This window comes from Amycolatopsis thailandensis, assembly GCF_042723255.1.
Taxonomy (GTDB): Bacteria; Actinomycetota; Actinomycetes; order Mycobacteriales; family Pseudonocardiaceae; genus Amycolatopsis; species Amycolatopsis thailandensis.
In genome coordinates this window covers 1,764-19,702 of record NZ_JBHXJK010000019.1, presented here as the reverse complement: position 1 = coordinate 19,702, position 17,939 = coordinate 1,764, and the positions used below count along the sequence as shown (strand labels likewise).

Here is a 17,939-nt window from a genome sequence, read left to right as displayed (position 1 = left end):
CGATGTACTCCAGTCGCAGCCAGCCCTCCTGGTTCTCTGTCGTTGCGGAACAGGTAACCAGCAGGCGGCGCGTGGCATCCCGGCATGAAGCGACGTTCTTTGCGCTTGCGGGCGTTAGCGTGATCGGCAGATCGCGTTGTCGACCAAGCGCGTCTTGGCGGCCATCTGGTCCTTGATGTCGCCGTCGTTCGACAGTGACACGATCACGCTGGTCCGGCCATCTTCGGTGACGGCGCCGCCGGTGACGAAGCCGGGGGTGCCGCCGTCGTGGAACCAGGTGACGATGCCGCAGTTCGTCACGTGGCGGATCACACCGAGTCCGTAGCCGTCATAGAGCCCGCGCGGGTCCGTGGTCTTCATTTCGGCCAGTTGGGCGGGTGGGAGCAGCTTGCCGCCGAGTAGCGCGCGCCAGAACTTGCCGAGGTCCTTGGTGGTCGACACGATCTCCGCCGCCGCGCCGCCCCATCCGAGACTCACCTCGGTGCTGCGGAACGCTCCGGCGCCGGTCAGCGTGTATCCCTCGGCGTGCGGCCACGGCAGGAAGGGGGAGTCGCCGGGCAAGGTCGTGTCATGCATGCCGAGCGGCTTGATGACACGGTCCCGCACCTCGTCACGCCACGACCGTCCGGTGACCTTTTCGATGATCATTCCGGCGATGATGTAGTTGACGTTCGAGTACTCCCACTTGCTGCCGGGTGCGAAGACCGGCGGATGCGCGACGCTCAGTTCCACGACCTTTTCCGGGGCCATCTGCTTGAACTGGTGTTTGCGGAAGCCGGCTTCGGTCTGCATTTCGAGTTCCACGGTGTGCGGGTAGTCGTAGATGCCGCTCGTGTGCTGGAGCAGGTTGCGTACCTTGATCAGGTTACCGTCATTTCCGTTTCCTCGCACGAGATTCGGCAACCATTTCTCGACGCTGTCGTCCAAGGAAATACGGCCTTGCGCGACGAGCTGCAGCAGCACGGTCGCGGCGAAGGTCTTGGTGTCGCTGCCGATCCGGAAGTGGCCGTCGGTCGGCACCGGCACGTTGTGGCCGCGCACGGAAGTGCCACTGCTGCCGGTACTTTCCCTGCCTGGTGATACCAGCCGTGCCTGGACGCCGACGGCGCCGGAATCTCGGATGGCGTCCAGATCACGCTGCAGATCATGGGGTGATGCCTGCGCCACGCCTGCCGTCAGAACAGTTGCCGCCATCGCGACTATAAGAGCTTTTCGCATGCGGCGAGGCTACTGACGTCGAAGTCTATCGGCGATCCACTGAACGCTACTTTCCAAGGTAGCGCAGGCACCACCCTCTGTCGTGCGGAAATCCACTGGGGACGGTGGTGCCTGCGCTACCACGGATGTGGATGCTGGCGCCATCGCACTGCCGGGCGTGACCTGCGAGGGTTCTTTCATGGGGCTTGAGAGGAGAACGGTGGGGGCGGCGGCATCGTCTCTCATTCCGGCGGTCGCGCAGGCGGAGCCGGCCGACCGACTGGCTGATCCGGTTCGCGCTGGAGGTGAGCTGGTCGGCAGGTGCGAGTATCGATGAGCACCTGCAGAGCGAGAAAGGTGATGTTCGCGAGGTCGTCGCCAAGAACCTGGTGGGCAGCCTGTGGGATCGTGAAGAGTTCGTGAGCCTCCTGAAGTGGATGCGTGCCTATAACCGCGATCACCCCGGCCGTACCGTGCACTTCCTGGGGCACTGCATCGGTGCGCCTGCGGTGGACGACGCGTTCTTCGAACGGGTCACTGGGTACGTGCACAGGGAGCATCCGGAGAAGCTGTCGCAGCTCACGGAGCTCTACTCCGGACTGCGCCCGATCGACGCGTTCGCGTACCTGAACAAACCGTTGGCGGAACGGCGACAGCTCGCGAACAAGGCCGGGCAAGCACTCGATCTGGTCAGTGGCATAAGCGATCCGTGGGTCGTGCAGCATGCGCGCAATATCGCCCGGACGGCCGAATTCCTCAGCGTCGACGCGGCCGACGAGGCCACGGTGCCGGAGTTCATGCGTCTGCGTGACCGGGTGATGGCGGAGAACGTCGGGTGGTGGCAGCGGCAGCTCGGAGGCAAGATCTTCACGTCGGCGCATGACAACCACGTCGGGTACCTCGCGGCCGACTACCCGGTACACCCGAAGACGCCAGGGGCTTTCTGCGTGACGTTTTCGGTCGCGGCGACGTTCTGATCGGCTTCGCCTTCGACCGTGGCTCGTTCCTGTCGACGAACGAGTCGGTCGGCATGGGCGACTGGCAGAAGTTCACGGTGGGTGCTGCCACGCCGGACACGGCGGAGGCCACGCTTGACCGGGTCGCGTATGAGGACTTCTACCTCGACCTCCGCACCGCGCCCCGCGGGCACGGGCATGGGCGTTTGACGTCGTGATCCATCTCCATGACGTGACTGCGGCCGTCAAGCGCTCGGGACGGTTCCGGCGTATGGAGTCGTGGTTACCGGTTCGTCCGTGGCGATGAACCGGTATCGTCGAGGACGAGGTAGGCCTTGTCCTCCGAGGGACGGATCTGTATTCCAGGATGACCCATTGCTGAGCAGTCGTTTCGTCGAACTCGCTCTCTGCCGATCATCTCCGGTTGTATCCCAACCCCGACACCTCTCATCGGCGTTACAGGACTTTGTGCGATCTCCTCGCGACACCGCCATGCCGCCGCGCGTCAAGGCGAAAATACCACTGAAATTTCCTTGCGATCGTCGTGGAAATTAGTTATTCAAGGTCCGAGGGTTGGCTGTATACCACAATCGGTGATGAAACGCTTCGGCAACCAGGACCCTGTTCGCGCATGATTTGTGGAACTTCTACCGAAGCTCCTGTCTGGCTGGTCATTATCCTGGTTTTATCGACGAACCAGGGGGTTCTCTCATGCGTAAATCAATCGTGGTGGCAGTGGCCGCCGCACTGCTCACCGGGATGGTCGCGCCTGACGCGACAGCGGCGCCCGGTCGCTCCGATCTGCGACAGGCGATGGACGAGATCATCACTGCCGGCGCGGCCGGTGTACAGGTCAGACTGCATGACAGCCGAGGCGACTGGATGGGGACGGCAGGCAAACGTGAACTCGGCGGGCGCGACGGGGTACCGGTGAACGGCCGGTTCCGTGCCGGGAGCGTCACGAAGACCTTCGTGGCCACTGTGGTCTTACAGCTGGTGGGCGAGGGCAAGGTCAAGCTGGACGATCCCGCGAGCCGGTACCTGCCGCGGTTCGGCTTGGACGAGCGGATCACCGTGCGGATGCTGCTGCAGCACACCAGCGGCCTGTTCGACTACACCGGCGATGTCAAGTCGGACGGCTCGGTCGAGCCGGGAATCCCGTTGTCCGGCCAGGAGTTCGTGAACAAGCGGTTCCACACCTACAGTAAGCGAGACCTCGTCGAGTTCGCGCTGTCGAAGCCGGCGAAGTTCGCGCCGGGAACGAACTGGTCGTACTCCAACACCAACTACGTGCTCGCCGGACTGCTGATCGAGAACGTGACCGGCACTGACTGGGCCGAGCAAGTGGAACACCGCATCCTGCGCCCGCTCGGTCTGAGGAACACCTCGCTGCCCGGCACCAACCCGAATATCCCCGGCCCACACGCTCACGGCTACCTCGGTTACCAACATGGCGGTGCACGGCGTGTCGTCGACATCACGCGGCAGAATCTGTCGTGGGGTAATGCGGCCGGTGAGATCATCTCCACCACAGCCGACCTGGACAAATTCATTACCGCGCTGCTCGGTGGCAAGCTGCTCGCGCCTGCTCAACTCGCGGAGATGCGCAAGGTCAGGTCGCTAAGCCCCTCCGGGGCCTATGGCCTCGGCCTGGCGCAGATGAAATTCCCCTGTGGTATCTCCGTGCTCGGACACAACGGCGGGATCCAGGGCTACCGGTCGGACATGTTCAGCACAGCCGACAGCAGCACACGCTACGAGGTATCGGTGACCACCGCCGCGGTCGACCTCGCAGATCCCGCCCAGGAGCAACGGCTCGAAGCGGCGAAATTGAAGCTCGGCAAGGTGATCGTATGCGGCGAAGCCGGGTAGCGCATAAAGGTCGTCGACGCGGCCGTCTGTTCGCACTGACTTCTACTGTGAGGAAAGAGAAAATGCCACGTATGCGCGCGCTTGCCGCCGCCACTGCCGTCGCGGCGGGCCTGCTGGCCGGATCCGGGGTCGCACTCGCCGACCAGGGAACCACCCAGCGAGGCGGTCTCGACCGCTTCTACAACCAGAAGCTGGACTGGAAAGCCTGTAACCACAAGGAGCTCGACGCGGCAGGCGCCCAATGCGCCGACGTCAAGGTGCCGCTGAACTACGCCCAGCCGCGTGGGCGCACCATCACCGTCGCGATTTCCCGGCTGGCGGCATCCGACAAGCAGAACCGGCGCGGCATCATGCTGTCGAACCCTGGCGGACCCGGTGGGCCCGGCCTCGCCATGACGCTCGGCGTCCGTGAGTCCATGACGCCGGACGTCTCGTCACGCTACGACCTGATCGGCATGGACCCGCGTGGTGTCGGCCGGTCGACGCCGGTCGACTGCGAGTGGCCGGTCGGCAACATGCTGCGCTCGGCGGGCGTCGACCGGGCAGCGTTCGACGCGAACACCCAGCTGGAGAAGGACTTGGCCAAGCGGTGCATGGTCAAGGAAGGCCCGGACGTCCGCCACATCACCACCCGGAACACGGCACGGGACATGGACGTCATCCGAGGCGCGCTCGGCGAGCAGAAGATCAGTTACTTCGGCGTGTCGTACGGCACCTACCTCGGCTCGGTGTACACCCAGATGTTCCCGCAGCGCAGCGACCGGTTCGTGCTCGACAGCGCGGTCGACTCGAAGAAGTTCGGCGTGCCTATGTTCCAGGACATGGGCAAACCGAACGAGGCGGCGCTCGACGACTGGGCGAACTGGGCCGCGGCCCGTGACGGCGAGTACCATCTCGGCAAGACCGCCAAGCAGGTCCGCGCGGGCGTCGAAGGCCTGATCAAGCAGTCGGCGCGCCAGCCGATCCGCATCGGCGAGTACCGCCTCGACCAGCACGTACTGCCGATTGTGCTGTTCGGCCCGCTGGCCGATTCTCGGCGCAACGCGGATCTCTCCGAGACCATCCGGCAGCTCACCGACGCCGCTGCGGGCAAGCCCGTGCAGCCTGGCGAAGCGCTGGAGCGCGACCTGCGCTACTTCTACAAGCCCACGCCGGGGGAGCAGAGTTCGGCCCAGGCGGCCATCATGTGCGGCGACACCCGGTCACCGCGTGACCCGGAGTGGTACTGGCGCAACATCCAGCGTGACCGTGCGGCCGAGCCGGTCTTCGGTGCCTTCGCCAACAACCTGACCGCGTGCGCGTTCTGGCCGGAGCCGGTCGAAGAGCCGACCAAGGTGCACAACTCGGTGTCCTCGCTGATCGTGCAGGCCACCGACGACACCCGCACGGCGTATGAAAGCGGCGTCGCGCTGCACAAGTCGATGACCGGGTCGAAGCTCCTGACCCTGCAGGACGTCCGCGTGCACGTCGTGTTCGGCAACTACCCGAACAAGTGCACGGAGAACGTGATCAACACGTACTTCCGCGACGGCACGCTCCCGAAGACGGACATCACCTGCCACGAAGACTGAAAAGATCGTGAGTGTTCTCGACGTTTCAAACCGTCGAGAACACTCACATCGGCGAACGGCCCGGACACCTCACGAAGACCGCGCTGGAGAATACTCGTCCATCCCGGCCCGATCCGTACTGCGGGATATCGTGCCGTCGCGGGTGAGTGGCGCGTGAATGCCGACGATGAATTTGCCGGCCGTCAGCTTAAGCGGGATGCGCACCCTCTCGCCCAGGTCCTGACCTCGATGCCCGGCATCGGTGTCAGGACCGCCGCCCGCATCCTCCTCGAAATCGGCGACGCCTCCGGGGCCGGCAAACGAACGTTTTACAGACCCGACGGCCGTCGGCGTTGAGCATGAGCGCGGGCTGTTTCTGTTCGACCTAGGCTGAGGTGGGATCGGCTCCGGCCGCCAAGCATTGGTGTCAGGAGGTTTTCGGTGTTGCGCGTGCGCCGTGGTGCACGTATCGCTCCCCGCTGGGAAGTGAGTAGAACGTGACGGGTGTCCACCGGTGGGTTGAGGATGCTCGGTACACGAAGAGTGAGTCGGTGATGGGGACCAGGGCGTATTCGTGGACCGGTTGTGGCGTCAGCTCGGCCATCGGGCCGGTGATGATGTGACGCATGCGCAGGTCCTGGTCTTCCTCGAAGATTTCGATTCGGGTGGCGGAGCGTTCGTAGGTTCCGACGTGGCACCGGATGTCGACGTTCGTTGGAACGTCGGCGGGTGCCAGTGGTTCGGGGAGTGCGATATCGGAGAGGTCGGCGAAGATTTCCCGGTAGAGGTCCGTGTAGAGGTCTCCGACGTTGCCGCCGTTGGTGAGCAGTACGACCGCGAGGCCTTGGTCGGGCAGGATACGGAGGTAGGAGTTCTGTCCGATGGTGCCGCCGTCGTGCCCGAGCAGCCGCTGCCCGTCCCAGGCGAACCGGATCCAGCCCAGTCCCCAGGAATCCCCGAGAACGTGGACGTCGGGGAGGGTGGTTTGTTCCCGGGCCATCTCGGCTGTCGCTTCCTCGGACAGGATCCGAGCGCCGTCGGCGGAGAGGCCGCCGGTGAGGTGGAGCCGGGCGAAGGCCAGTACGTCCTCGGCGGTCGAGTTGATCAGTCCGGCGGGTCCTGCCGAGCGGGGTGGTCCCCAGACCGGTGCGGGCCGCGGGGTCCCTTTCTTGTCGGGCAGGTGTCCCATAGCGACACGGAACCGCAGCGCTTCCTCCGGGAGGGTTCCGGTGTGGGTGAGCCCGAGCGGGATGAAGAGCTTGTCGCGCAGGGCGGTGTCCCACGTGGTGCCGGTCACCTTCTCGATCACCCGGCCGGCCAGGCCGAATCCTGAGTTGCAGTAGGAGAACGTCGCGCCAAGGGGGTGATTCTGGGCGGCGGTGGCGAGGTCGGCGACGTAGCGTTCCAGGCAGTCGTCGCCCCGGCCGGTGTCGGTGAAGATGTCGCCGTCGATGCCGCTGGTGTGAGTCAGCAGGTGCCGCATCGTCACCTTGCCGGTGACGACGGGGTCGGCAAGTCTCAGTTCGGTCAGCACTTCGGCGACAGGGGCGTCCAGGTCCAGCAGGCCTTCGTCGACCAGTCGCATCACCACGGTCGCGGTCCAGACCTTGGTGATCGATCCGATCTGGAAGACCGAGTCTTCGGTGACCTCGACCCCGGTGGCGGAATTGAGTACCCCGTGATGTGCCAGCACGACGTCGTCGGCGCCTTCGTTCAGTCGCAGGATGCCCAGCGTGGCGCCCGGCACCCGATGCCGTACGGCCAGGTCGGTGAGCCGTCGCTGCCAGTGCGGCTTGTCGATGACGGGATTCAAGGTGACGAACTCCGTTTCCGTTCCGGGTAGGGAAAGGCGGTTGTTCGGGGCGCGGCCCGTTTCGGTGAGTTGGTTTGGTTTGGTGTTCATTCGCAGGTTAGTCCGGGGGTAACGTGCTCGATTCGTCCAACTCGACGAACTGGGCCGGTCGGTCTTGTGTCCGGTTACGAACCCTCGTCACTCGTGTTTGAGATCCTCGGCGCGGCAGGGAAACGATAGGCCGAGAAGCAGTGGTTCCCGCGCCGAAAGACGAGATCACCCGGGTGGATGACCCAGCTCGCGCGCTGCCTGATCAACGGGTTCCCTTGTGGACAGGGTGGGGTTAACCCCACCCCGAGTGGGCAGCAGGTGTCATCGCCTCACACCGTCGGACGGCTTAAAGTTCAGCTATCCGGACTTTGAGTCGGTACACGCGGCAGGAAATCGATCCCTGCGTCAGAAAGTTCACCATTTCGGGGCGCTGCGAACGGTGCCCGAACAAGGAGGAAACAATGCGTTCGTCAGCTCGAACACGACGGCGGGGGATCGTGGCCGCACTGACAGGTGCCTGTCTTCTATTGCCCGCGGCGGCGCACGCCGACGACCGCACGGCCTCGCTCCCGGCCGCGGACATGGGCACGGTTCTGGACCGGCTGACCATCCCGGATCTCCAGCGGGTCATGGACGGCAGGCTGGTGAGTTCCGAGCGGCTCACCCGCGGCTACCTCGATCGCATCGGCTCGCTCAATCCGCGCTTGAACGCGGTGGTGCAGACGAACCCGGACGCGCTCGCGCTCGCCCGCCAAAGCGACAACCGTCGCCGCGCCCACCAGACGCGCGGACCGCTGGAAGGCATCCCGATCCTGCTGAAGGAGAACATCGACACCGCGGACCGGGAGACGACCACCGCGGGCTCGACAGCGTTGCTCACGGCGAAGCCTGCCAAGGACGCGTTCCTGGTCCAGCGTCTGCGTGACGCGGGCGCGGTCATCCTCGGCAAGGCGAACATGTCCGAGTGGGCCAACTTCTACGGCTCAAGGCAGATCCCGGGCTGGAGTGCCGTAGGCGGGCAGACCCGCAACCCCTACGTCCTCGACCGGAGCCCGTGCGGTTCGTCCAGCGGTTCCGCCGCCGCGGCGGCCGCCGGGTTGGCGACGGTGACGATCGGCACGGAGACCGACTCGTCGATCGTGTGCCCGTCCGCCGCGACGTCGACGGTCGGGGTGAAGACCACGCTGGGGGTGGTCAGCCGCGGCGGCGTCGTGCCGATCACGAACCAGCACGACACCCCCGGCCCCATCGCCCGCACGGTGACCGACGCGGCGCTGACCCTCGCGGTGATGGCGGGAGCCGACGCGGCGGATCCCGCCACGGCACCGGTGGCGGGCGCGCTGCCCGCCGACTATCGCACCATGCTCGATCGCGATTCGTTGCGCGGCAAGCGGATCGGTGTGTGGCGCAAGGGCCACGAGGGCATCGACCGCGACGTCGACCGGGTCTTCGAGTCCACTGTTCAGCGGCTCCGCGCCTTGGGGGCGATCGTCGTCGAAGGAGCGGATGTCCCCGATGTCAGTGGAATGGTCCAGCCGCACTTGCTGCCCGCCGTGCTGACCGAGTTCAAGCACGACCTCAACGGCTATCTCGCGGCGACCCCTGGCGGGCACCCCAAGAACCTCACCGACCTCATCGCCTACAACAAGAAGAACGCCACGATCGAGTTACCGGGCTTCGAGCAAGATCTGCTCGAGATGGCCGACAAGACCGACGGAAACCTGAACGACCCGGCGTACCGCGCCCACCGGGCGGCCGCGACCGGACAGGCACGGGAGTCCATCGACACCGTGGTGAAGAAGTACCGCCTCGACGCGATCGTGACGGCCACCGACCTGCCCGCACCGCCGATCTTCGGGGGCGGCGGCAGCCCCTTCGTCAGCAGCACCCGCAGCACCTCGACAGCCGGATATCCCCACATCACCGTTCCTGGAGGCTTCGCCCGGACGGGACTGCCGATCGGCATCTCGTTCCTCGGCACCCGCATGACCGACGCGTCCCTGCTCGGTTACGCCTACGCCTACGAACAGGCCACCCACGCCCGGAAGGCACCGCACTACCTGCCCACCACCCGCTGACATCGAAGGCCTGAACCCGTCCGGCACCGCGGCGCCGGACGGGTTCAGGCCTTGATGCCGGACTCCAGCACGGTGAGGTCGTCGGTATCGAAGAGGTGGTCGATGAGCCCGCCCAGGTGAGTCCAATGCTCGCTGGAGAGGGCCGCGGCCCCGTCGGCGTCTTCGGTGGCGTACAGGCGAAGCAGATCCTCGTGGTGGCTGGGGAAGGGAAGGGCGGCGGACGGCGACACTGCAATATCTTTACGACGGGACGTCGTCCCGACCGTGAGAGGTCAAGGACCCGGTCTCACGTCCTGATCGGTCACGACGAGACGATCGCGCAAACGCCTACCGGGGGGGGCTGACGCGGTCAGGCGTGCAGTAGCTGGTCGCTACCAGCCCTCCATTCCGAAACGGAGTCCTCGGACGCATGAACGCGACGTCCACTGTCAGGGGTAATGTCCGATGTCGGCAGCGGCAAGGGCGGCAAGACGCTCGGCCCGTGGTGGGCTTGCCGGTTTGGCAGGGCTTCGCGGCCATCTTCGAAATCCCGTGTGACCCAGGTCTTCTCGGTTGTGCAGATCTGCTTGACCTCGTCACGCACGGGTCGATAGCTGTTTGAGGTAGGGGAATGCTGGTCGATGCCCTTCTTGCCGGCGTGCTCGTCGTCCTGATGGTGGCTGGGGTCGATCCCGCCGCGTCGTTGCTCACTTCGGTCTTGGCGGCTTTGTCGGCGGCACCCATCGCGGTGCGCCGCAGCGCTCCGTTGGCCGCGCTGGCGGTGTCCGGTCTCGCCTATGCGGGGTCGGCGTTGCTCGGTTACGGCCACTCGAAGACCTCGGGGATCGGTGTCCTCATCGGAGTCTTCAGTGTCGCCATGTACCGGTCGCGACGGGTCGCGGCGGGCGGCTGGCTGTTCGGTGCCGCGGTGGTCATCGTCAACTACGTCGTCGGACCCTACGGTGTGCCGTGGACCGATGTCGGCATGGCGCTGCTACAACTGACGGCCGCGTGGGCGCTGGGCGAGAGTACCCGCAACTGGGCCAGGAGGGCCGAGCAGGCAAGACTGTCGGTGCTCGACGAGCGCAGGCGGATCGCCCGTGAACTACACGATGTCGTGGCGCACCACATGTCCGTCGTCTCGCTGCAGGCGGGTGTGGCCGAGTATGTGTTCGACTCCGACAGAGCCACGGCCAAGCGGGCACTGACTGACATCGGCGGAGCGGCCCGCGAGGCGCTCGGGGAAATGCGGCGGCTGCTCGACGTGTTGCGAACCGATGATCAGGACGCCGAATACGCGCCGCAACCGGGGTTGGCCGATCTCGACGCGCTGATCGCCCGTGTCCGGGACGCGGGCCTCGACCTCGAGTACGAGGTCATCGGGGCCGCGTCCCCGTTGCCCGCCGGGCCGGACCTGTGCGCGTACCGGGTCGCGCAGGAGTCGTTGACCAACGTGCTCAAACACGCGGGTGGCTCGGCCGCCCGACTGACTTTGGACTACGGGGAGACCATGCTGACGCTGAACGTGACCGATGACGGATCCGGGTCGGCGGCCCACCGGTCGGCCGGTGAGCCTGGGCGGCGCGGAATCGTCGGCATGCGGGAACGCGCCGAACTCTACGGCGGCGTGCTGACCGCCGGGCCCCGGCCGGAGGGTGGGTTCTCGGTGACGGTCAGGTTGCCGCTGTGACCATCCGCGTACTGGTCGCCGATGACCAGCCGCTCATCCGAGCCGGGTTGGTGTCGCTGTGCAACGCCGCGCCGGGCTTGACGATCGTGGGCGACGCGGCCGACGGCGGCCAGGCGATCGCGCTGGCCGCGAGCACCACGCCCGACGTGATCCTGATGGACATCCGGATGCCCGGCCTGGACGGGATCGTCGCCACTCGCCGGATCCTGGCCGGCGCCCCGGATCCGGCGCCGAGGGTGATCGTGCTGACCACCTTCGACCTCGACGAGTACGTCTACGCCGCACTGGCCGCCGGCGCGGCCGGTTTCCTGCTCAAGGACGCCCCGCCCGCCCGGATCATCAGCGCGATCCAGACCATCGCGGCCGGTGACATCCTGCTCGCGCCACAGATCACCCATCGGCTGATCGAGGCCTACGCCAGGCATCACCGCTCGCCCACCCCTGGGGACTCCCGGCTGAGCGCGCTTACCGCGCGGGAGACGGAGGTACTGCGGCTGATCGGTACCGGGGCGGGCAACGCCGAAATCGCGGGTGGTCTCGCGCTCAGCGAGGCGACGGTGAAAACCCACGTCAAGAGGATCATGAGCAAGCTGCGGCTGTCCAGCCGCGCCCAAGCGGTGGTGGCCGCCTACGAGAGCGGTCTGGTGGTGCCCGGCAGGCCTGCCGGACGCTGACACACGCTCTGCCCGCGACAGCACCTCGGCTGCTGGGATGAACCGTCTCAGGGTTTCCCCCTACCCCGCTGGGAGACCGTGGTTCAGACCTCATGGCGACGCGTTCTGAGCCTTCCCCTTGCCAGTGTTCGTGGTGGCAAAGCCACACGATCACTGGAGGTTTCCTTGCACTCGAACAGGATGAGACGGGCCGCTGCCGCCACCGTGGCGTTGGCGGGCAGCGCAGTGGGCGTTCCAGCGGTGGTCACGGCAGGGGAGCCGTCCGGGAACGCAGGTTGGCAGCAGCTCGAGCGGCGCCAGTAAAGAGAACCCCGCTGTGCTTCACACCCGTCTATCGATTAAAACAAATACGTAAAGGTGAATATCGTCATGGTGAACAAATGGAAAACCTCGCCACTGCCTGTCATTCATGTTGCCGAGTTGTGGCCGGTCAGTGGTACTACGACAACTGAAGCCTTCGTCGCCCAGCAGCACGGGCCCTGCATTGTGGCTGCCACAGGAGGTCCGGCGGACGAATCCAGGTCGCGGGTCTACTGGGACTGGGTAGACAGCGGGAATGGTCATTATCACGGGCACTGGGACGGTGGGAAAGTGATCGACGACAAAAGTAATGCCCAGATGGAAGTCGAGTACGGCTACCCAGGCTCTGGTGGCTATATCGACAGGATTGATTCATCCGGTACCTACTCCGGTGCGCACGGCATCAGATTCCACGTGTGCTTGAGACTGTCATTCGCGGAGTTGTGGAAACTGGGTTAAAACTCTTCTGGCACGCTCATCATGGCTACCGCACGGGCCCGTCCATCGCCGCTCGCTCCCCACGGGGAAGTGAGTAGAACGTCACGGGTGTCCACCGCTCAGTGGCGGGTGCTTGGAAGACGAAAAGTGAATCGGTGATGGGGGCCAGGGTGTATTCGTGGATGGGTTGTGGTGTCAGGTCGGCCATCGGTCCGGTAATGATGTGACGCATGCGGAGATCCCGGTCTGTCTTCTTCGAAGATTTCGAGCTGAGTCGTCGGTGACCTCGCCCCCCCGTAGCGGAATTGAGTACCCCGTGATGTGCCGGCACGACTTCGTCGACGCGTTCGTTCAGTCACAGGACGCTCGGAAGGCGCCGCGCCACCTGTCGACCACACGCTGACAGCACACGCCTGACTGTGTCTGGCCACGGTCAGGCCTCGGCGAGGTCGTCGGTATCGAAGAGCTGGTCGATGAGCCCGCCCAGGTGTGTCCAATGCTCGCTGGAGAGGGCCGCGGCGCCGTCGGCGTCTCCGTCGGCGCACAGGCGGAGCAGTTCTTCGTGGTGGGTGAGGGTGTCGTGGCCGCCGAGCAGTGTGGAGAACTTCCGGTGGAGGATTCGGTGGATCTGCGGGTGCAGCTGATCGATCACCCGTCGCAGGACGGGGTTTCCGGCCGCGTCGACCAGCACGTCGTGGAAGGCGTCGTCCGCGCTGAACGCGGAGGTGACGTCTTGCCTGCCGACGGCACGGGCGAACCGGTCGTTGGCTCGCTTCATGCGGCCGATGTCGTTCGAGGCCAAGTGGGGGACCCCGGTCCGGACGGCGAGTTCGTCCAAGGAACGCAGCACGGCCAGAGTGGCCGCGACATCCCGGCGATCCAGTGTGGTGATGCGGGTGTAGACACCGGGTTTGGCTTCGACGAGGCCGGTGTCGGCCAGCCGGGTCAGGGCTTCGCGGACCGGCGTGCGGCTGAGCCCGAGGCGCTGGGCGAGGTCACCGTCCTTGATCCGCTCGCCCGGCGCGAGCTCGCCGCTGATGATCGCGTCCTTTAGGCGGTCGTAGGCCGCGTCGCTCAGCCGCTGTCGCTCCAGCGGTACTTCATCCCATCGTGACATTCTGCGTCCAGTATATCGCACCTCGGCTCAGGCGACCTCGCCGAGATGTGCAGGGCCACGAGTGCTCGCACGAGAACCTGGACCGGGTCGACCAAGGGGACCGGAAGGTCCTGCGACTTCAGGCTGAGCGGCACTTCGCTGCAGCCTGCGATGACCGCCTGTGCGCCGCGGCGGACCAGGCGTCGCGCCGCCGTGCGCAGCAGTTGCGAGCCGGTCTCGCCGGCTTTGATCGACCGGATCGCGGGCATCACCTCATCGGCTTGGGATACAGGGTCTGGTTCCAGTACCGATATCCCGGCGTCGGCCAGCCAGCTGTCGTAGAGCTTCGTGCGCAGGGTGCCTGTCGTGGCGAGCAACCCGACCCGTCGCACCGAGGGGTGATGACGTGCCAGGTATCGGCCGGTTCGCTCGATCATGTGCACGAGCGGGACGCCCGCCTTCTCGGCCACGGCGGGCAGGAAGGCGTGCGCGGTGTTGCAGGGCACGGCGATGACGTCCGAACCGGCCGCGGCGAGCACGCGCGCGCCGTGGAGCAACCACGGCGTCGGATCGGTGCCACCCTCGAGCAAGGCCCGGCTGCGGTCAGGCACCGTGGGATCGCACCACAGCAGCACGCGCAGATGGTCTTGATCCGTCGTCGCCGGCGTATCCCGGACCAGTCTCGCGTAGAAGTCTGCCGTGGCCGCCGGGCCCATGCCGCCGAGTACGCCGACGAGAGGACCGGCGGACCTCGGCTGACCGGGATCGTCGCCCGGCATAGGCGGGATCACCTCCGCTCGTGGTGGACAGTTGCAATATATTGCATTTTGCATGCTGGCGATAGTGGTGCCACTGTCTACGTCGTGATGAGGCATCGCGACCTACGAGGGACGGAGGTAGCGCTGGCTGTACCCCGGATCGGGCAGAGAACGGGATTACGCGCGCCGAAGTCGCCTTCTAGGTTCGATCCCGTGGAGCAACGGATCGTGACCACCGAACGACGAGGGAACATGCGAACAGTGCAAGCCGCCGCGGCCGTGGCCACCGTGCTCGCGACGTTGCTCGCGGGCACCGTCACTGCCTGGGCCGAATCGGCCGAGACCGCCGGGCAAGCGCCCCGTACACCCGATCACTTCGCGAACCAGCGTATCGGCTGGAAGCTGTGCTTTCCGGGTGAGCTGCCGTCCGGTGTGCCCGCGGGTGCCGAACGAGCGGAATGCGGAACCTATGCCGCGCCCAGAGACTGGAATCATCCCGGTGACGGCCACCGCATCACTGTCGCGGTCAGCAGGCTGCGTCCGGCACACGGCACTCCCAGGGGCACCGTGTTGACCAACCCGGGAGGCCCGGGAGCGGCCGGGCGCATGATGTCGTTGTCCTTCCTGCGCCTGGGCCGCACAAAGGTCGTGGACAACCTGGAAGTCGTCGGCATCGACGTGCGGGGAACCGGCGACAGCACCCGCGTCTCCTGCGGCGGCTACGACTGGCTCGGTCAGGTGGATCCGAAAGACCGGCGCAGTGACAACGTCACCCGGATCTACGACGCCGCGGCTCACCAAGCCGAACGCTGCCAGCGGCAGTCGGGAGAGCTCGGCCGGTACATCACCACCGAGCAGACGGTCAAAGATCTCGATCTGCTGCGCCATCTTCTCGGTCGCGAGAAGATCAGCTGGATCGGATACTCCGGCGGCACCTGGCTGGGTGCGCACTACGCGACCTACTTTCCCCGCCGGGTCGACCGTTTCGTCCTCGACTCCAACGCCGACTTCACCGCCGGCTGGCAGACCTCGATCACCGGTATCGCCGCCGCGATGGAGCGGCGCTTCCGCGCGGACTTCCTGCCTTGGGTGGCCAAGTACGACAAGGTCTACCACCTCGGAACGACCGGCGAGCAAGTCCGCCGGAACTACGAGCGCACCCGGGCGGAGTTGGCCGCACACCCGGCTCGGCTGGCGGACGGCACCGAGTACACCGGCACTCAGTTCGATCTGCGCTTGATCAACGGCATGTACCTCAAGACCGCGTTCCCCTCAGCCGCGGCGGATATCGCGACCCTGCGCGCGGTGGTGGACACACCGGGCCGTAGCGCCACCGAGGAGCAGTCCCAAACCCTCGCACCGGGCAAAGCGGGACTCGCCACCGACGACGCGGTCGCCGGCACCCAGTTCGCCATCCTGTGCAACGACACGCCCTGGAATCGCAGTCGCGCCCGGCTGGCCGGAGAGGGCGAGGGGCTCGGCAGGGCCTATCCCTTCGCGGGGCACTATCAACTCGGCGCGCCCTGCACCTTCTGGAACCGCCCGGCCGTACGGCTCAAGACTCCCACCGGGCACGGGGTACCGCCGGTGCTGATGGTCCAGTCCGAACACGACCCGGCTACCCCACTCGAAGGCGCACAGCACGCGCACCGGACCTTCGCTCACTCGCGGATGATCACCGTGTACGGCGAAGGTGACCACACCGTGTACGGACGTTCCAACAGTTGCGTCAATGACATGGTCGAAAACTTCCTGCTCGACGGGAAAATCCCGCCACGGGACGTCGCCTGCACCGGAACGCCGCTCCCGGACCCCACCGAACCGCTTGGCTCGTCCGGGGCGATCCGGGCGGGCGACGACGCACTGGGCCTCGACCGGATCCTGCGCTGACACCACTGTCCTGCGTCACGAAACCGGCCGGGCTTTTTGGTTGTCCACAACGGACAAGCAATGACGCCGACCGCATACCGTCGATCTCACCACCCAAGACAGGAAGGCGACCGATGGAGGACTCGTTCCCCGATCTGCAGGCTCTGCTCGACGAAACAGCAGGCAAAGCCGGCGTGCCCGGTGCCGCGGTGGGCATCCATCACCGTGGGCGGGACACTGTCCTGTCCACGGGATCGACCTCGCTGGAGAGTGGGCAAGCGGTCGACGAGAACACCCTCTTCATGATCGGGTCGACGACGAAGACCTTCACCGCCGCTCTGCTGATGACGTTGGTGGAGGAGGGAACGCTGGACCTGGACACGCCGGTCGTGGCCTACCTCCCCGAGTTCGAACTCGCGGACCCCGCCGCGCGGGAGCTCATCACCGCCCGCCACCTGCTGACCCACACCGGCGGATTCCTCGGCGATCGTGACATCGAGACCGGCTGGGGAGACGGCGCCCTGGCCGCCGCGGTCCGGCAGTTCGACGAACTACCGCAGACCTTCCGGCCCGGGAGCACGTTCTCCTACAGCAACACCGGATTCCTGCTCGCAGGTCATCTCGCCGAGGTCCTCACGCGAACCCCCTACGAAGACCTGGTGCGAACACGGATCCTCGAACCGCTCGGCATGACCGAGTCCTTCTTCCTGCCGTGGGAGGTGCTTGTCCGCCCGCACGCCGTCGGGCACGCGCTCATGGACGGGAGGCCCACGGTGTCCCGTTCGCTGGGCATCAGCCGGGCCGGAAATCCGGCTGGTGGACTGTGGTCCTCGGCCCGCGATCAACTCCGTTGGGCACGCTTCTTCCTCTCGGGTGACACGAGTGGGTCGCGGCCCTTTAGCGAGGCGGGACGAACCGCGCTGATTCAGCCACAGCGACCGGCCGCCCTGGCCTTCGAAGAAGTCGGGCTGTCGTGGCTGCGTACCCGGCACGGCGACATCGACCTGGTCCGCCATGGCGGCAACGTCAGTTTTCTTCAGGTGTCGGAATTCGTGATGATCCCGGAGCGGGAATTCGCCGTCACCGTACTGACCAACAGCGGAGGCGGCGGAGCCCTCGGTACCGCGGTCCTGCACTGGGCGACCGAGCACATCGCGAACCTGGCCCCTCCCTCGCCGCGGCAAGCCATCGCTGTTCCGGTGAGCCGCCTGGCCGACTACACCGGGCGGTTCGAAACCGGCGATCTCGCCATCGACATCACCCGGTCCGGCGACGTACTGCGAGCGCAGATGGTGCTTCCCGAAGACGCGGGTGTCACCGCACCCCCGCCTTTCGAGATCGCGTTCGTCGACGATGACGTCTTCGCCCGTGCGGCGGACACCCGCCACCGCAGCGGACGGTTCCACCGGAACGAGCACGGCAAGGTCACGCTAGTGGAGATCGGCGGACGCACCGCGATGCGCGATATCTCGCCGGTCGCGTGATCGCGGCCGAAGAGGCGGATACCGGACGTGGGGGGGGGGGGGGGGCGGGTGCGCCCGCCCCGCCCCCCCCGGCGAGTGAACGCCCGACAAAAGGAGCGCCACAACCAGCGGGATCTACAGATAGGTGTGAGCGACCGCCCCCTAACCGCGCTACC

General features: G+C 66.1%; 14 protein-coding genes and 2 pseudogenes. 11 read left to right on the top strand and 5 right to left on the bottom strand.

Translation table 11 applies throughout. From position 1 onward, the window contains the following. Positions 1-114 precede the first annotated feature (114 nt). Positions 115-1,194, bottom strand: coding sequence for a serine hydrolase domain-containing protein (locus ACFWMR_RS10310; RefSeq protein ID WP_378378162.1), 1,080 nt, complete (start codon positions 1,192-1,194; stop codon positions 115-117). 308 nt (positions 1,195-1,502) lie between these two features. Between ACFWMR_RS10310 and ACFWMR_RS10305 the strand changes: the two genes are divergently transcribed. From ACFWMR_RS10305 to ACFWMR_RS10285, 5 genes and pseudogenes are all read left to right on the top strand, one after another. Further along, positions 1,503-2,174, top strand: coding sequence for an erythromycin esterase family protein (locus tag ACFWMR_RS10305; protein ID WP_378378161.1), 672 nt, complete (start codon positions 1,503-1,505; stop codon positions 2,172-2,174). After that, a complete protein-coding gene (locus ACFWMR_RS10300; protein ID WP_378378211.1) occupies positions 2,141-2,371 on the top strand; it encodes an erythromycin esterase family protein in 231 nt (76 codons plus the stop codon). The genes ACFWMR_RS10305 and ACFWMR_RS10300 overlap by 34 nt, the downstream gene beginning before the upstream one ends. A 493-nt stretch (positions 2,372-2,864) precedes the next feature. Continuing rightward, entirely contained in the window at positions 2,865-4,025 is a 1,161-nt protein-coding gene (locus tag ACFWMR_RS10295; protein WP_378378160.1) for a serine hydrolase domain-containing protein, read from the top strand. A gap of 71 nt (positions 4,026-4,096) precedes the next feature. Then, entirely contained in the window at positions 4,097-5,596 is a 1,500-nt protein-coding gene (locus ACFWMR_RS10290; RefSeq protein ID WP_378378159.1) for an alpha/beta fold hydrolase, read from the top strand. 195 nt (positions 5,597-5,791) lie between these two features. Continuing rightward, positions 5,792-5,884, top strand: a pseudogene (locus tag ACFWMR_RS10285) (transposase); the annotation flags it as partial. A 118-nt stretch (positions 5,885-6,002) separates the two neighbouring features. On the opposite strand, the pseudogene ACFWMR_RS10280 reads toward ACFWMR_RS10285, so the two are convergent. Further along, a pseudogene (locus ACFWMR_RS10280) lies at positions 6,003-7,376 on the bottom strand (serine hydrolase domain-containing protein); the annotation flags it as partial. Positions 7,377-7,945: 569 nt separating this feature from the next. Between ACFWMR_RS10280 and ACFWMR_RS10275 the strand changes: the two are divergent. Beyond that, the gene (locus tag ACFWMR_RS10275) at positions 7,946-9,496 is read left to right on the top strand and encodes an amidase (RefSeq protein ID WP_449224321.1); all 1,551 of its coding nucleotides are present in this window, start codon (positions 7,946-7,948) and stop codon (positions 9,494-9,496) included. A gap of 44 nt (positions 9,497-9,540) precedes the next feature. On the opposite strand, the gene ACFWMR_RS10270 is transcribed toward ACFWMR_RS10275, so the two are convergent. Next, the gene (locus tag ACFWMR_RS10270) at positions 9,541-9,726 is read right to left on the bottom strand and encodes a hypothetical protein (RefSeq protein ID WP_378378157.1); all 186 of its coding nucleotides are present in this window, start codon (positions 9,724-9,726) and stop codon (positions 9,541-9,543) included. A 380-nt stretch (positions 9,727-10,106) separates the two neighbouring features. Between ACFWMR_RS10270 and ACFWMR_RS10265 the strand changes: the two genes are divergently transcribed. From ACFWMR_RS10265 to ACFWMR_RS10255, 3 genes are all read left to right on the top strand, one after another. Next, the gene (locus tag ACFWMR_RS10265) at positions 10,107-11,165 is read left to right on the top strand and encodes a sensor histidine kinase (protein ID WP_378378156.1); all 1,059 of its coding nucleotides are present in this window, start codon (positions 10,107-10,109) and stop codon (positions 11,163-11,165) included. Next, positions 11,162-11,839, top strand: a complete 678-nt coding sequence (locus tag ACFWMR_RS10260; RefSeq protein WP_378378155.1) for a response regulator — start codon at positions 11,162-11,164, stop codon at positions 11,837-11,839. The genes ACFWMR_RS10265 and ACFWMR_RS10260 overlap by 4 nt, the downstream gene beginning before the upstream one ends. Before the next feature lie 369 nt (positions 11,840-12,208). Further along, positions 12,209-12,598 (top strand): hypothetical protein, encoded by a 390-nt coding sequence (locus ACFWMR_RS10255; protein WP_378378154.1) that lies wholly within the window; start codon positions 12,209-12,211, stop codon positions 12,596-12,598. Positions 12,599-13,010: 412 nt separating this feature from the next. Here ACFWMR_RS10255 and ACFWMR_RS10250 read toward each other — a convergent pair whose 3' ends face one another. Together ACFWMR_RS10250 and ACFWMR_RS10245 are read right to left on the bottom strand one after the other, a co-directional pair. Continuing rightward, positions 13,011-13,694, bottom strand: a complete 684-nt coding sequence (locus tag ACFWMR_RS10250) for a GntR family transcriptional regulator (RefSeq protein ID WP_378378153.1) — start codon at positions 13,692-13,694, stop codon at positions 13,011-13,013. Next, positions 13,652-14,452, bottom strand: coding sequence for an aspartate/glutamate racemase family protein (locus ACFWMR_RS10245; protein ID WP_378378152.1), 801 nt, complete (start codon positions 14,450-14,452; stop codon positions 13,652-13,654). The genes ACFWMR_RS10250 and ACFWMR_RS10245 overlap by 43 nt, the downstream gene beginning before the upstream one ends. Before the next feature lie 231 nt (positions 14,453-14,683). Here ACFWMR_RS10245 and ACFWMR_RS10240 point away from each other — a divergent pair, with 231 nt between their 5' ends. Together ACFWMR_RS10240 and ACFWMR_RS10235 are read left to right on the top strand one after the other, a co-directional pair. After that, a complete protein-coding gene (locus tag ACFWMR_RS10240; protein ID WP_378378151.1) occupies positions 14,684-16,321 on the top strand; it encodes an alpha/beta hydrolase in 1,638 nt (545 codons plus the stop codon). Between the two features lie 113 nt (positions 16,322-16,434). Continuing rightward, positions 16,435-17,784, top strand: a complete 1,350-nt coding sequence (locus ACFWMR_RS10235; protein WP_378378150.1) for a serine hydrolase — start codon at positions 16,435-16,437, stop codon at positions 17,782-17,784. The last annotated feature ends 155 nt before the right edge of the window (positions 17,785-17,939 follow it).